Genomic DNA, 14,759 nt, shown 5'->3' on the forward strand with positions numbered 1-14,759 from the left:
CCCTCAGCCGGGTTGGAAGAACGCGAGCATCCGCTCGGCGGCGTCCGGCGACATCAGCAGGTCCTGGAGGTCGGCGGACATCCGGGCGGCGGCGCCGGTGCGGTCGAACATCTCGCGTTCGTACTCGCGGACGGCGGTGGGGACGTCGTGCGCGGCCAGGGCGCGGCCCAGGACGGCACCGTCGAGCAGGGCCATGTTGGCGCCCTCGCCGACCGGTGGCATCAGGTGCGCGGCGTCGCCGACCAGGGTGACGGCCGGGTTCGGCGGCCAGGTCAGGCCGACCGGGAGGGTGGTGATCGGCCACTGCCGGATGGTGTCGTCGCAGGCCTCGATCAGGGCGGTGAACTTCGGGTCCCAGCCGGCGAGCAGGTCGACCAGCGCGGCCCGGGTGGCGGCCGGGTCGTCGAACGGGATGCCGCCGGCGGCGAACCAGTCTTCTCCGGTGTGGTAGACGCTGAGGCCGATGCGCACGCGGCCGTCGCCGTTGCGCTGGGCCGCCAGGGACATGCCGTCGCCGAGCACCCAGTAGTTGCCGCGGCCGACCATCGCGGCGAGGTCGGGGTGGGTGCGGTCGATGTCGGGGATGCCGAGTTCGACGACGTTCTGGCCGATGTGCGTGGGCCGGGCGTCGGTGAGCAGTGCGCGGACGCGGGAGTTCGCGCCGTCGGCGCCGACCAGGAGGTCGTACCGGGCACTGCTGCCGTTGGCGAAGTGCGGCACGCCGTTGTCGGCTGACTCGAACGCGTGCCCCCAGCGCACCGTGTTCTCGGGGAGGGAGTTGAGGAGCAGGTTGCGCAGATCGGCGCGGTCCACCTCGGGTCGCAGGAGCGGTGCGTCCTCGGGTGTGTCCTCTTGGAGCAGGAGGGTGCCGTCCGGCTTCAGGAGGCGCATGTCCTGGCCTTCGCCCCGGGCGATCGCGTGGAACTGGTCGAGCAGGCCGGCCTCGCGCAGCGCTTCCTGGCCGGAGTGGATGTCGAGCATGCCGCCCTGGCTGCGGGCGTCGGGCGAGGTCTCACGTTCGTAGACGACGGCGTCGATGCCGTTGACGTGCAGGACTCGGGCAAGGGTCAGGCCGCCCAAGCCGGCTCCGATGATGGCGATGGTCATGTCGCGGCTCCGATTCGCCGTATCGGTCGATACAGTGTATCGCGACGCGCACTGTATCGTCGGCGCATGTTGGTGTGGGAGCGGCCGGAGCCGCCGGACCGGCCGGTGCCGGCCCCGCTGAGCCGGGAGCGGATCGTGCGCGCGGCGATCCGGCTCGCCGACGAGGACGGGCTGGACGCGGTGTCGCTGCGCAAGGTCGCCGCGGAGCTGGACGTCGGCCCGATGCGGCTGTACGGCTACATCGCCACCAAGGAGGAGCTGCTCGACCTGATGGTCGACGCCGTGCACGCCGAGATCCGACCGACCGGCGACGGGTGGCGCGAGGTGCTGCGGTCCCTGGCCGACGCCACCCGGCAGGCCGCGCGCCGGCACGAGTGGCTGGCCGACCTGATCGGCGGGCGACCCCAGCTGGGACCGCACACGCTGGCCGCCGGCGAGGCCGTGCTGGCCGCGATGGGCGGTGTCGACCTGGACACCGTCGTGCCGGCGGTCGCGGCGGTCAACGCGTACGTGGTCGGGGCGGTGCGCCGGGAGATCACCGAGCGGCGCGCCGAGCGGGCGTCCGGGATGGACCAGGCGCAGTGGCAGGCCGCCTACGGGCCCTACCTCGAACGGACCTTCGCCACCGGCCGGTTCCCCGCGCTGGCGAGGATGGTGCACGACGGTCCGCACCTGGACGCCGACGAGAACTTCCGGACCGGCCTCGAATTCCTCCTCGACGGCATCGAGGCCCGCATCGCGCGCTGATCACCGGAAGCGCAGGAGCCACCACCCGAGGACGGCGTACCAGAGCATCACCGGCAGGTGGAGGGCGTACCCGATCCGCTCCAACTCCGGCGGGAAGCCCGCCGTCCCGGTCGTCCACGGCAGGACCACCGCGGCGAAGCCCGACACGGCGGCCACCACCCCGGCCAGGCGGAACCACCGCGGGGCGAGCAGGCCCGCGGTCGTGGCGACGGTGGCCGCCACCCACAGCAACCCGGCCAGGTTGACGCCCCACTTGGCGGTCAACATGGCCGGCGCGGCGACCTCCGCCGACGCGGCCGACGGCTCGGCGGCCAGCCGCGTCACGGCCAGGTTGCCCGCGTCGTGCAACAGCCCGGCCAGACCGGCCGCCGCCAGCAACCCGCCGGCGAGCACGGCGAGGCGCCCCCGCCTGCCGGCCGCGTCCAGTCCGGCGGTGGTCAACGCCAGGTGACCCCGTCCGCCGGCGATGACGAGTCCGGCGCTGGTTAAAGCCAGCCAGCCGAGCACGTCGAGCGCCAACTCGGTCATGTGCAAGCCGACCTGGTCGTGGACCGCGGTCAAAGCAGCCAACGGGTCGGTCGGGTTCAGGGTCAACCCCGATGGTGCGGCGACGGCCGCACCGGCCACCATCGCGGCGAAGGAGATCAGCAGCAGCACGCCGGCGAGACGGGTGCCGGGGTTCGCGTCGGTCATGGCCGGCGACGCTAGGACCCTGCCCCAGGGAGAAGGTCAACGTGTGGCGGATCGGGCAGCTGGCCCGCATGGCCGGGACGACCGAACGGACCCTGCGCCACTACGACCGGATCGGGCTGCTCGCCCCGGCCGCGGTCGACCCGGTGTCCGGCTACCGCTGGTACGGGGTGGCCGAACTCGTGCGGCTGGAACGCATCCGCGCGCTGCGCCGGCTGGGACTGCCGCTGCGCCTGGTGGCCGACGTGGTGGACGCCCCGGACGCCGAGGTCCGCCGGGCGCTGCGGGACACGCTGGCCGACCTCGACCGGCAGGTCGCCGAGCTGACCGCGGTCGCCGAACGCGCCCGCCGGCACCTGGCCGCGCCCACGTCGTTCCTGCCGCACGTGACCACCGCCGCGGCCCGGCGACTGCACGTGCGGCACCTGACCGTCGAGCACCCGAGCGAGATCGCCGCGGCCTGCGCCGACGAGCCGTCGGTCCTGGTGACCTGGCTGCGGGAGCGACCCGACGGCGCGTTCGCCGCCGCGGTCGGCACCCGCGCCGGCGATCCGCTCACCCTCTCCGCTCGCACCGTGGCGCGCGTGACCGTCACCGCGCAGGAGGTCGTCCGGGCGGGGTGCGAGCTGTTCGACTGGCTGGTCCGGCACGGGCTCACCGTCAGCGCCCCCACCGCGGAGACGCGCCTGGTGGACGGGGACGGCGTCCGCGCCACCGTCCTGGAGATCCCTTTCGAGGCACCCGTGTCACCGCGGTGACCGGGTGGTGTCAGGGCGCCCAGCGAACGTGATCTCCATGACGAACACACCGAACAAGCTGTTCCGACGCGCAGGTGCCGCCGTGCTGGCGGTCGCGCTCCTGGCCGGGGCCGCGGCACCCGCCGGCGCGGAAACCCTGCCCGGCCCGCACGCCCACGGCTACCACCGCCACCAGGACGGCGGCGAGTGGAAGGTCGTCGACGTGGTTGACACGGTGTTCTGCGGCAAGCCCGCGAACTGAGTGTCAGCGGTCGTGTCAGCCGTGGAACAGGGGTGTGTCAGCGCGGCCGATGACAGTGGGCGCATGACGGATTCCGCGATCGTGGCCTCAGGGCTGCGCAATGGCCGACGGCATGACGATCTTCCTCACCACCCAGTACCTGGAGGAAGCCGACCAGCTCGCCGACCGGATCGCGGTGCTCGACCAGGGCCGCCTGGTCGCCGAGGGCACCGCCGCCGAGCTCAAGCGCCAGGTGCCGGGCAGCCACGTCCGGCTCCGGTTCGCCGACGCCGGGACCCTCGGCGCGGCGGCCCGGGTGGTGGTCGGCGCGACGCCGGACGAGGAGGCTCTGACCCTGCGCGTCCCCGGTGACGGTGGCGTGAAGTCGTTGCGGGCGCTGCTGAACCGGCTCGACGAGCACTCGATCGAGGTCGAGGAGTTCTCCGTGCGCACGCCGGACCTCGACGACGTCTTCCTCGCCCTCACCGGTCACGCGAGCACGGGGGTCATCGCGAAATGAGCACCACCGATTCGGCGATCATGCTGCGCCGCAACGTCAAGCACTCGATCCGCAACCCGGTCACCGTGTTCAACGCGATCCTGCTGCCGATCGTGCTGATGCTGATGTTCGTCCACGTGTTCGGCGACTCGTTCAACGTCGGCGGCGAGTACATCGACTACGCGACGCCGGGGATGGTGCTGATGGCGGTCAGCTACGGGTTGAGCGCCACGTCGCTGGGCGTGAACTCGGACATGACCAAGGGGATCATCAACCGGTTCCGGGTCATGGACGTCTCCCGCGCCGCGGTCCTGACCGGGCACGTCGTGGTCACCGTCGTGCGCACCTCGATCGCCGTCGCGGCGGTCGTCGGGGTCGCGTTCCTCATGGGCTTCGACCCTTCCGCGACCTTCGGGCACTGGCTCGCCGCGATCGGGATCATGCTGCTGACGGCGTTCGCGCTGGCCTGGCTGACCGTCGCGATGGGACTGGCGGCGAAGACGCCGGAGTCGGCCGGGTTCGTGACCGTGCCGCTGATCATGCTGCCGTTCTTCAGCAGCGCGATCGTGCCGGCCGGGCAGATGGGTCCGGGCGTGCGGGAGTTCGCCGAGTACCAGCCGTTCACGCCGATCATCGAGAGCCTGCGCGGGTTCTTCGCCGGCACGCCGTCCACCGGGGACACGGTCGCCGCGATCGCGTGGTGCGTCGGGATCGCGCTCGTCGGGTACGTGTGGGCGAGGGCGACCTTCACCAGGCGAACGTGACCTCGGCCAGGTCCCGCCAGTCCGCTCGCGAACCCTCCTCGACCGCCTCGGTGAACCCCGTGTCACCGAGGCGGTCGCGCGCTTCGCGCTCGATGCGGGCCACGTCCGGGTGGGACCGGTCGAGCAGGCCGACCACCGCGGCGCTCGCCCCGAGCAGGCGGGCGGCCTGGTCGGGCAGGTCCCGGCGCAGCGCCAGGTCCGCGACCCCGATCAGCACGTGGGCGAGGGAGAGCGGGATGCCCGACTCGGCCGCCGCGTGGAGCGCCGCGACGCGGTGTTCGCGGGCCTCGTCGAGCCCTTCGGCGAGGTGGGCGAGGAGGTCGTGCGTGGCCGCGCGCATCCCGGCGTGCTCGGCCAGTTCGCCCAACAGGCTCCGGGCGACGTCGAGCTGGCGGTGGGACTGCTCGGCGTCGCCACGCCGGCGGGCCAGCTCGGCCTTGGCCATGGCCAGGTCGGTCAACGCCTCCGGCCAGGAGACCCGTTCCGCGAGCCGCTGCGCCTGGTCGAGCGCGGCGGCGCTGGCCTCCCGGTCGCCGGTCAGCCAGTGCAGCTCGGCCTGCCGGGCCCGGATGCGCAGCAGGTCTTCGGCGGCGCCGACCTGGCTGATCGCCGTGGCCGCGTCCTCCAGGTGCTCGCACGCGCGGACGAACTCGCCGCGCATGGCGATCCGGTTCGCCAGCTCGGTCAGCGCGAACGAGGTCCCCCACCGCTCGCCGATCGCGCGGAACTCGGCGAGCGCCGTCTCCAGGCAGGCGTCCGCGTCCCGCCCGCCGTGGCCGTGCAGGATCGCCATCTTGCCCAGTTGCAGCCGGGCGAGCGCGCGCACGAAGGGTTCCGGGTCGGCCAGCAGCGGTTCGTAGGCGGCCCGGTAGTCGCCCTGCTCGACCAGCATGTGCTCCAGCGCGACGACGAGCTTCACCACGGGGTGCAGGCCGTCGACGCGCCGGCTGATCTCGGCCGCCTTCCGGATCCACTCCTCGGCCTGGAACTCGTCGCTGCCCCGGCCGGCGGTCAGCAGGGTCGTGACGAACGTGTACACCAGGGCACGGACGTCGTCGGTGACCTCGCCGGGCATCCGGGCCGCCGCGATGATCAGCTCGCCGCCCTCGACCTTGTGCCCGTTCAGCCACCAGTACCAGCCGGCCGCCGCCGCGAGCCGCATCGCGCCCTGGGCTTCACCGGCGGCGAGCGCACCGCGCATGGCGGCGACGACGTTGTCGTGCTCGACCTCCAGCGCGGCGAGCCACTCCACCTGCTCCGCGCGCCGCAGGTGCGGCTCGGCGGTCTCGACGAGTTCGGTGCACCAGGCCAGGTGGGCCTGCCGCGCGGACTCCGCCTCGCCCGCCTCGGCGAGGCGCCGGCCGGCGTACTCCTTGATCGTGCTCAGCATCCGGTAGCGCGGTGCCGCGTCGCCGCGGGTGACCACCAGGGACTTCTCGGTCAGCGCGGTGAGCAGTTCGAGCACCTGCCACGGCTCGACGCCGTCGCCCGCGCAGACCCGTTCGGCCGCCTCCAGGCTCGCGCCGCCGGTGAACACGGAAAGCCTGCGCAGGACGACCCGTTCGGCGTCGTTGAGCAGTTCCCAGCTCCAGTCGATCACCGCGCGCAGCGTCCGGTGGCGGGGCAGGGCGGTGCGGCTGCCGCCGGTGAGCAGGCGGAACCGGTCGTCGAGCCGGTGGGCCAGTTGGTCCAGGGACATCGTGCGCAGCCTCGCCGCGGCCAGTTCGATGGCCAGCGGCATCCCGTCCAGCGCCTGGCACACCCGCGCCATGGTGTGGACGTCCGCCGCGAGGTCGTTGCGGACGGCGGCGGCCCGGTCCCGGAGCAGCCGAACGGCCGGTGAGGCTTCGATCTCGCGCGGGTCGGCATCCGCCGCGGGCAGGGCCAGCGGTTCGACGTGCCACAGCGCCTCGCCGGTGATGCCCAGCGGTTCGCGGCTGGTCGCGAGGATGCGCAGCCGCCGGCACTCGCCGAGCACGCGGTGGGCGAACTTCGCGGCCGCGTCGATCACGTGCTCGCAGTTGTCCAGGACCAGCAGCGCGTCCCGCTCGCGGAGCGCGGCGACGACCCGTTCCGCCGGTTCGGCGTCCGACGCCCCGCCCAGCAGCGCGTCGCGCAGCCCGAGCACGGCGAGGGTCGCCCCCGCCACGTGGCCGCCCGCGCCGACCGGGGCGAGTTCGACCAGCCAGGCCCCGTCGGGCAGGTCGTCGAGCAGGGTGCGCACGGTCTCCGCGGCCAGCCGGGTCTTGCCCGAGCCGCCCGGCCCGATCAGGGTGGTCAGCCGGTGCCCGGTGACCAGGTCGCGGACCGCGGCGACGTCGGCATCCTTGCCGACGAAGCTGGTCAGCTCGGCGCGCAGGTTGGTCTTCCGGGTCTCCTCGCGCCGGCCCAGCTCGCCCCGGAGCAGGGCGACGTGCAGTGCGGACAGCTCCGGCGAGGGGTCGACGCCCAGCGCGTCGGCGAGCGCTTCCCGTGCCCGCTGGTAGACCATCAGCGCCTCGGTGCTGCGGCCGGCCGCGCCCAGCGCGCGCATCAACGCGGCGACGAGCCGTTCCCGCACCGGGTGGGCGGCCACCAGCCCGGTCAGCTCCGCGACCAGCTCCGGCCCTTTTCCGAGCGCCAGTTCCGCCTCGAACCGGTCCTCCAGCGCGGCCAGCCGCAGCCCTTCGAGCCGGGTGACCGCCGCGTCGAACGCCTCGCTGTCCTGAAGACCGACGTCCTGCATGGCCGGGCCGCGCCACAGGCCGAGGGCTTCCCGCAGCAGACCCGCCTGCCGGGTTTCGTCGGCGCCGCGCGCCTGGCCGACGAGCCGTTCGAACCGCACGGCGTCCACGGCGTCGGGCGCCACGTCCAACCGGTAGCCGCCCACCTGCCCGTCGACCACCCCGTCCGGCAGCACCCGGCGAAGTCTGGATGCCAGGCGTTGCAGGGCGTTCGCCGCGTCGGACGGCGGGTGCTCACCCCACACCCAGTCGACCAGCACGGCCTTCGGCACCACCCGACCGGGTTCCAGCGCGAGGGCGGTCAACAACGCGCGCAACCGCGCACCCGGCACGTTCGCCAGGCCACCGTCGTCCGCGCGGACCTCGAACGGCCCCAGCACCCCGATCTGCACCCGCTCGATTCTGCCGTCACCGTCCCGCCGGCCAGACCGGAACGGGTGATCAGCGCCCGTCCCACGCGGCGGCGGTGGCCGCCGCCCAGGCCCGGACGCGGTCCGCGAAACCCTCGGCCGGGAACGTGCCACCCGCGGCCACGTCACCGATCGTGACGGCGAACCCGGTGGGTGGCGGGCCAAGCGCGGTGCTCACGTGTGACGGACCCCGGCCGCGGTTCGCACGGCGTCTGGCCCCGGTCAGGGCGGTGACCGCCCGGAGGCCGCCGTCGACGTAGGCGCGCAGGAGTTCCCGGGGCGGGCCGCGGTGCCCCTCCGGCAGGCGGCTCGGGTGTTGCAGCAGGTAGCAGGCGACGGTGACGCCGTGCAGGGGTCCCCACGGCGGCCGGCGCGAGTGGTCGAGCGCCAGCACGGCGTGGAACAACTCCTCGCACGGCTCGGTCGTCCCGCACTCCGGGCAGCTCACGGCGCGAGCGTAGGGCTTCCAGCCGGTGGAGGGTCCAGGCTTCGGTTGCGATGCGCAGGCACTTCGGGTCGGTGCTACACGGAAGTGTGAACGTCTCGGGTCGGCGCGTTTACGATCAAGGGATGCCACCCGACGCGGCGCGGCGCAGCGAGCGGTCTCGGAGGGCCGTGCTGGCGGCCGCGCTGGAGCTGGTCGAGGCGGTCGGGTACGCGCGGCTGACCATCGAGGCGGTCGCCGCCCGGGCCGGGGTCGGCAAGCAGACGATCTACCGCTGGTGGGAGTCCAAGGGTCCGCTGCTGTTCGACGCGCTGGTCGAGTTCGGGCCGGCCGAGGACGAGCCGCCCGGCTGGGGCGCGCTCGGTGACGACCTGCGCCGGGAGCTGCGGGAGGCGGTGCGGCAGCTGGAGGAGCGGCGGTTCGACCAGGTGTGCCGGGTGCTGGTGCACGAGGCGCGGACCGACCTGGTGACGCTGCTGCTCACGCCGCGCCGGATGCGGCTGGAGGAACGGCTCGGGCTGGCGCAGCGCTCCGGCGAGATCCGCGGCGACGTGGACGTGCCGGCCGCGGCCGAACTGCTGCTGGGACCGGTCTACCAGCGGTGGCTGCTGCGGACCGGACCGTTGACGGGCACGTTCTCCGACACTGTGGTCTCGCTCGCGCTCCGAGCGCTGCGTGCGTGATCGCGGGCCGCGTCGGCCTGTCGCGGCGCCTTTCGCTCCGATCACGCTCTTCGATCGGAGCGAAACGCGCCGCGATGGGCCGACTTCCAGGCGGCCTCGCCGCGACGCCGGAGGCGGCGCCATCCAACACAGCCCCGAAAGATCACCGGACTGGGTGTCGTAAGGCCTATTGAAATGCCTGCGACCTGCGGGGAGGCTCTTCACGGACAGGTCGGTCCGGCGAAGGGCACGAGTCCTATGCGCACCGTGCAGACAACGCGTCCTGTGTGGGACGAACTCGTCTCCGAACTGCCCGTCGGCGTGCTGCTCCAGGACGAGCGCGGCACCGTGCTCGCCGGCAACCGCCTGGCCGCCACCCTGCTGGGTGTCCCGCCGACCACCCTGCCGGGTTACCGCCTGCCCGTCGCCTGGGACGAATCCGGGGCCCAACTGCCGACCTGCGCCGAACTCGCCGCGCAGGTGCTGCGGACCGGGGCGCCGCTGACCATCCCGGTGGTCCTGCCGCACACCCGGGTCTGGGCCGACATCCACCCGCTGTCCGAACGCGGTCAGGTGCTGGTGCTGCTGCGGCCGGTCCAGCAGGACGTCCCGCACAGCGCGAACCTGCTGGACGCGCTGACCGGGCTGCCCGGCCGGGCGCTCCTCCTGGACCGCCTCGACCAGGCGCTGACCCGCGCCCGCACGCACGGCACGCTGGCCACCCTGGTGCTCCTCGACGTGCACCAGCTCGCCGAGGTCAACCGGACGCACGGCTTCCAGCGCGGCGACGAACTGCTCGCGGTGATCGGCGGACGGCTGCGGGAAGGGCTGCGCGCGGACTACACGGTGGCCCGGTACGGCGGGGACGAGTTCGCCGTCGTCGCCGAACACCCCAGCGGCAACGGCGAGGCCGTGGCGGCGCGGGCCCGTGAGCTGGCGGGGCGGGCGGTGCGGCTGGGCGGGACGCGCATCCAGCCGGGGGTGCGGGTGTGCTGGGTGACCAGCGACGGCGACGCGCCCCTGCACTCGGTGATAGCCCACGTGGAAGAACGCCTCCGCCACTGAAACGAAAAGGACCCCTGGCACCGGATGTGCCAGGGGTCCCGTTTCACACCGAGTGGATCAGATCTTCGGCAGGACCTGGGTCACGTCCATCGCGCCCATCGCGTCGAAGATGCTCATCGCGTCCAGACCGGCCAGGGCCGGGGCGGAGGTGCGCTCCTTCGGGCCCTCGACCTTGCCGTTGAGCGGGTTCACGTTCAGGCCGGACAGCGACGCGCCGGACAGCTGCGGCACGGCGGGCGCGGCCGGGACGCCCGGCAGGGCCGGGGCCGCGGTGCGCGGCTGGGCCACGCCCGGCACCGGCACCACGAACGGCAGCGGCAGCGGGGACGCCAGGCTCGGCAGGTTCCGCGGGGAACCCTTCTGCGGGCCGGGCAGCAGCGGCAGGCCCTGCACCACCGGGGTCACGCCCAGGGTGCCGCCGAACAGCGGCAGGGTGCCGCCGAAGGACCGCTCGTCCTTGTCCGAGTCGTTGACGATCTTGTGCTGGTCGGAGGCGTTGACGATGGCCTCCGGCACCCGCCGCAGCTCCTGCAGGCGGCGCAGCTCGTTCAGCTTGCCCAGCTCGGGCGACCGGGTGAGGCCGGTGACCTTCGACAGGTTCGACAGGCCGGGGACGTTCGCCACGCCGGGCACCTTCACGTCCGTCAGGCCGCCGGTGGGCAGCTTGCCGGGCAGCGACGGCGTGGGCAGCTTCTTGTCCGCGACGCTGGTGGCCGGGGCCTTCGAGGGCAGCTTCGTCGGCAGCTCGTTGGGCGCCACCTTGGTCAGGTCGACCTTGGGCAGCCCGGCGGCCTGGCCGGTCAGCAGCTCCAGGACCAGCTTCGGGTTGGGGATCTGGTTGACCGGCATGTCCTCCAGGTCGACCACGTCGGACACGGCGGGCAGCTTCGGCAGCGACTTGCGGGTCAGCGACAGGTCGCTGGCGCGGGTCAGGTCCATGCCGCGCACCTGGGGCGCGCCCAGCTCGCGGACCTTCGACAGCTCCAGGCCGCGCAGCACCGACAGGTCGAAGTCGCGCAGGTCGGACAGGTCCATCGCGCCCAGGCCGGACAGCTTGTCCAGGCTGGACAGGCTCGGCAGCTCCGTCGGCTTCATCAGGCTGTCCACGCCGGCCGGCAGGTTGATGCCCCGCGGCACGGTCTTGCGCGGGCCGCCCTGGCTCTCCGGCTCGTCGCCGGTCCGCTCGACCGAGGCCTCGGAGAGGTCGGTCCGGGCGTCGCCGAGCACGTCGGCGGGCACGTCGAACACGGCGGGCCGCGTCTCGGCGGGCACCGACAGGTCGTGCGAGGTGAGCGCGCCCGAGCCCTTGGTCTCGGAGTCGCCGCCGGCCTGGGTCAGGCTCAGCGAGTCGGCGTTGGCGTCGGACAGGCCGCCCGCGGTCGCCGCGTCGCCGAACACGCCGGGCTTGGCGTTGGCCGGCAGGTTGACCAGGTTGCCCGACAGCGAGCTGTTCCAGGCCTCGGTCTCCTGGTCGCCGCCGGCGACCACCGCGGACTGGTCGGTGACGTCCGAGCGGCTGTTGCCGACGGCGGACACCGAGTCGGCGAAGGTCTGCAGCGCCAGGGCGGGCTGCGCGGTGACGCCGTTGCCGGACACCGAGCCCTGGTTGCCGCTGGTCTCGATGTCGCCGCCGGAGAACGAGGTGAACTCGTTCTCGACCGCGCTCTTGGCGTTGCTGCCCGCGGCCAGGGTCGAGCCGAACAGCTGCGGCGAGGACGCCTGCGGGGCCGACACGATGTTGCCGGTGAAGGCGCCGTGGTCGCCCTCGGAGGTGGCGTTGCCGCCGGAGCGGGAGTGCAGCTCGTTGCTCAGGTCGGACGCGCCGTTGCCGACGGCCACCACCGTGTTGCCGGGCACCTGGGCCGGGTTCGAGGTCGGGGCCTCGACGATGTTGCCGGACATCGAGCCGTGCCGGCCGGTGGCCGACGCCGGGCCGCCCGCGACGATCGCGGTGTCGCTGTCGGTCTTCGAGGTCGGGTTGCCGACCAGCGCGCCGGCGTTGCCGAAGCCCTGGCCGCCCAGGGCGGTGGGCGTGGTGATCACGTTGCTGGAGACGGTGCCGTTGTCGTCGCGGGCGTTGGGCGCGCCACCGGCCCGGATCTCCTTGTCCTCCACGGCGTTGCCGGTGGCCAGGCCGCCGACGCCGCCCGCGTTGCCGAAGCCCTCGGCGGGCAGGGCCAGCGGGGCCTGGCCGATGTTGCCGGACAGGACCGCGTCGTTGCCGGTGGTGCCGTTGTAGCCGCCGGCGCTGGAGTCGACCTCGTTCTCGCACTGCGAGGCCGCGATGCCGCCGCCGGACAGGCCGTTGCCGCACGCGTCGATCGCGCCGGCCGGGGCCGCGTTGGTGGAGTTCGCCGACAGCACCGAGCGGTCGCCGTCGGTGAACGTCGAGCCGCCCGCCTGGACGTCGGTGTCCGCCGCGTGGGTCGACGAGGTGTTGCCGAGCAGCGAACCCGAGTTGCCCGCGCTGCCCACCGGCAGCGCGACCGGCGCGTCGCCGAAGTTGCCGGACAGGGTCGAGTCCTGGCCACTGGTCTGCGCCCAGCCGCCCGCCTGGGCGTTGTTGTCCGACCGGGTCTCGGTGTCGGCGTTGCCGACGCCGGCCAGGGCGTTGTTGTTCACCGTGGCGGGGCCGGCGAGCTGCGGCTGGAGCGCGTTGCCCGCCATGGTGGCGTTCTCGCCGCTGGTGGACAGCCACGACTCGTGGTTGCCGCGGGTCGGGCCGGTGTCGCCGGCGACCGCGGTGGTGCGGTGGTCGGCGGTGGAGTCGGCGTTGCCGGCCGCGCCGACCGCGTTGCCCTCGACCGAGGTGATCGGGGCGAGCGGGATGCCCGCAGTGTTGCCGCCGAGGGTGCTGCGGTCGCCGTGGGTGGCCAGCGAGCCGCCGGCCTCGGCCTCGGTGTCGGCGTGCGAGGCGCTGTTGGCGATGCCGCCGCCCGCGACCGCGTTGTTGCTGACCCGGAACGGGGTGGCCTGCTGGACGCCGAGGATGTTGCCGGACAGCGAGCCGTCCGAGCCGCCGGTGCTGACGTCGCCGCCGGCGGTGGCGTCCTGGCGGGCGTAGGACTCGGAGTAGGCGTTGGCGCCGACGCCGGCGGCGTTGCCGGTGACGCCGACCGGGCTGGCGTTGTGGACCGCGGCCACGTTGCCCGCGAACGAACCGCGGGAGCCGTCGGTGCGGGTCTTGCCGGTGCTGGGCGTGTACTGCGCGCACTCGCCGTCGGCGTGGGCGTCGCCGCCCGCGCCGACCGCGTTGCCGCAGGCGTGGACCGGGGCGACGACGTCGCCGTCGAACGCGTTGCCGCGCGTCACCTGGGTGGTGTCGACCTGGCGGACGCGGGCCTGCGTGTCGCGGACCAGGGGGTTCTTGGTGACGGCTTCCGGCTGCGGCACGTTCTCCGTGCCGATCTCGCGGTGGATCTCCGGCAGGTCCCGGTTGCCGACCGGGGTGCCCAGGTTGTTCTCCTCGACGTCGATCGGCACGCGGACGCGGGCGTCCAGCGGCGACGGCGGGGCGTCGGGGTTGACGTTCTCCTGGGCTGAAGCGATGCCCGTGCCGAGCATCAGCAAACCACCCGTGACAAGTGCGGTCTGGAAACCGCGCTTGGCCCAGGTTTGCATGGGTTCTCCTTCTTCTGTGTCCCTTGAGCGGGAGGTGAAGGGCGGTCGACGCGGCACCGCGTCGTGGGCGACGACCACCCGGATCGGGGGTGGGGCGCGGCGTTTCGACCGGTGTCGGGCGCGACGGGGGCGCGTCGGTCGATTACCGGGACGGCGGAGGGCCGCCCGCGGACCGCGCGCTGGGATCAGTCGGGGGTGGTGCCGGGCTGCTTGCCCGGCAGCACGGAGTTCCGCTCGGTGCCGGGCAGCAGCGCCCGGAGCACGGCGGCGTCCGTGCCGTCGGCGGTCACGCCCGTGAACGGGCCGTTGCCGCCGGCGGCGGAACCGGAGCCGTCACCACCGCACGAGCAGTGCACCGGCACCCCTGACGGCGGTGCGAACGGCGTGCGCGTGGGGGCGGCCGGGTCTCCCAACGGGGAGGTGCGGTCCTCGTCGGACGACGCGTCGGACGACGGCGCCGGCGAGGAGGCCCAGCTCTCGCTGAGCTTGCCGAACGGGCCCCGCACCACCGGGGTGCCGATGGAGACCGGCACGGCGGTGGCTTCGGAGGCGGGCTCGGTGTGCCGGTTCACCGCGCGCCCCGACAGGGACGAGGCGATGACCGACTGGCCCAGGTTCGGCTCGAACCGGGCCACGGTGTGGCCGAAGGTGTCGCGGATGTCCTCCGCGACGCGGCCGAGGTCGGGCACCCGGGGGTGCTCGTGCTTGGCGCGCACCTTCCGGTCGAGGTCGCGCACGGTCTCGCGGACCGGTGCGACGGCCTCGCCGACCGGGCCGGCCGCCACCGCTTCGGCGACGGACGTGACCGCGTCGGGCTGGGCGGCCCCCTGCGCGGAGGCCGGGGCGGAGGACAGCGCCCAGACGGCGGCAGTGCCAGCCAGCACACCGCCGGCGACCAGCAGGGCGCGGGAGAGCAGCCGCCGGACGCGGCTCACCCCCGTGCCCGATCGCTGGTCGGCCGACGACACCGCTGGTACCTCCACCTGAACGCTGGGGAATCGTCGGCGCGAGACGTCGAAGGTGATCAAGCCGACGCCGTCGAGCGTGC

General features: G+C 73.9%; 12 protein-coding genes and 1 pseudogene. 7 read left to right on the forward strand and 6 right to left on the reverse strand.

Annotated features, from left to right (window positions below):
- Nucleotides 1-3: 3 nt before the first annotated feature.
- Nucleotides 4-1,107: an NAD(P)/FAD-dependent oxidoreductase gene (locus RIN75_RS01825; protein ID WP_309109953.1), complete on the reverse strand. Its 1,104-nt coding sequence runs from the start codon at nucleotides 1,105-1,107 to the stop codon at nucleotides 4-6.
- Nucleotides 1,108-1,173: 66 nt separating this feature from the next.
- Between RIN75_RS01825 and RIN75_RS01830 the strand changes: the two genes are divergently transcribed.
- A complete protein-coding gene (locus RIN75_RS01830) occupies nucleotides 1,174-1,854 on the forward strand; it encodes a TetR/AcrR family transcriptional regulator C-terminal domain-containing protein (RefSeq protein WP_309109954.1) in 681 nt (226 codons plus the stop codon).
- On the opposite strand, the gene RIN75_RS01835 is transcribed toward RIN75_RS01830, so the two are convergent.
- On the reverse strand, nucleotides 1,855-2,547 hold the full coding sequence (locus RIN75_RS01835; protein WP_309109955.1) for a hypothetical protein: 693 nt from the start codon (nucleotides 2,545-2,547) through the stop codon (nucleotides 1,855-1,857).
- 41 nt (nucleotides 2,548-2,588) lie between these two features.
- Here RIN75_RS01835 and RIN75_RS01840 point away from each other — a divergent pair, with 41 nt between their 5' ends.
- The 4 genes and pseudogenes from RIN75_RS01840 (at nucleotide 2,589) to RIN75_RS01855 (ending at nucleotide 4,785) form a co-directional block, all read left to right on the forward strand.
- A complete protein-coding gene (locus tag RIN75_RS01840; RefSeq protein ID WP_309109956.1) occupies nucleotides 2,589-3,302 on the forward strand; it encodes a MerR family transcriptional regulator in 714 nt (237 codons plus the stop codon).
- A gap of 37 nt (nucleotides 3,303-3,339) precedes the next feature.
- Entirely contained in the window at nucleotides 3,340-3,543 is a 204-nt protein-coding gene (locus RIN75_RS01845) for a hypothetical protein (RefSeq protein ID WP_309109957.1), read from the forward strand.
- Nucleotides 3,544-3,643: 100 nt separating this feature from the next.
- A pseudogene (locus RIN75_RS01850) lies at nucleotides 3,644-4,042 on the forward strand (DUF4162 domain-containing protein); the annotation flags it as partial.
- Nucleotides 4,039-4,785 (forward strand): ABC transporter permease, encoded by a 747-nt coding sequence (locus tag RIN75_RS01855; protein WP_309109958.1) that lies wholly within the window; start codon nucleotides 4,039-4,041, stop codon nucleotides 4,783-4,785. The pseudogene RIN75_RS01850 and the gene RIN75_RS01855, both read left to right, overlap by 4 nt.
- Here the strand turns inward: RIN75_RS01855 and RIN75_RS01860 are convergent.
- Both RIN75_RS01860 and RIN75_RS01865 read right to left on the reverse strand, forming a co-directional pair.
- Nucleotides 4,769-7,900 (reverse strand): BTAD domain-containing putative transcriptional regulator, encoded by a 3,132-nt coding sequence (locus RIN75_RS01860; RefSeq protein ID WP_309109959.1) that lies wholly within the window; start codon nucleotides 7,898-7,900, stop codon nucleotides 4,769-4,771. The two genes, RIN75_RS01855 and RIN75_RS01860, sit on opposite strands and share 17 nt — an antisense overlap.
- 49 nt (nucleotides 7,901-7,949) lie before the next feature.
- Nucleotides 7,950-8,366 (reverse strand): DUF5946 family protein, encoded by a 417-nt coding sequence (locus tag RIN75_RS01865; RefSeq protein ID WP_309109960.1) that lies wholly within the window; start codon nucleotides 8,364-8,366, stop codon nucleotides 7,950-7,952.
- A gap of 122 nt (nucleotides 8,367-8,488) precedes the next feature.
- Between RIN75_RS01865 and RIN75_RS01870 the strand changes: the two genes are divergently transcribed.
- Together RIN75_RS01870 and RIN75_RS01875 are read left to right on the forward strand one after the other, a co-directional pair.
- A complete protein-coding gene (locus tag RIN75_RS01870) occupies nucleotides 8,489-9,046 on the forward strand; it encodes a TetR/AcrR family transcriptional regulator (RefSeq protein WP_309109961.1) in 558 nt (185 codons plus the stop codon).
- 237 nt (nucleotides 9,047-9,283) lie between these two features.
- Complete coding sequence (locus tag RIN75_RS01875; RefSeq protein WP_309109962.1) at nucleotides 9,284-10,090, forward strand: GGDEF domain-containing protein; 807 nt, start codon at nucleotides 9,284-9,286, stop codon at nucleotides 10,088-10,090.
- Between the two features lie 57 nt (nucleotides 10,091-10,147).
- Here RIN75_RS01875 and RIN75_RS01880 read toward each other — a convergent pair whose 3' ends face one another.
- Together RIN75_RS01880 and RIN75_RS01885 are read right to left on the reverse strand one after the other, a co-directional pair.
- Entirely contained in the window at nucleotides 10,148-13,711 is a 3,564-nt protein-coding gene (locus tag RIN75_RS01880; RefSeq protein ID WP_309109963.1) for a hypothetical protein, read from the reverse strand.
- 185 nt (nucleotides 13,712-13,896) lie between these two features.
- Nucleotides 13,897-14,679: a hypothetical protein gene (locus tag RIN75_RS01885; protein ID WP_309109964.1), complete on the reverse strand. Its 783-nt coding sequence runs from the start codon at nucleotides 14,677-14,679 to the stop codon at nucleotides 13,897-13,899.
- Between the last annotated feature and the right edge of the window lie 80 nt (nucleotides 14,680-14,759).

Source organism: Saccharothrix sp., from assembly GCF_031180885.1.
In the GTDB taxonomy this organism is placed as follows: domain Bacteria; phylum Actinomycetota; class Actinomycetes; order Mycobacteriales; family Pseudonocardiaceae; genus Actinosynnema.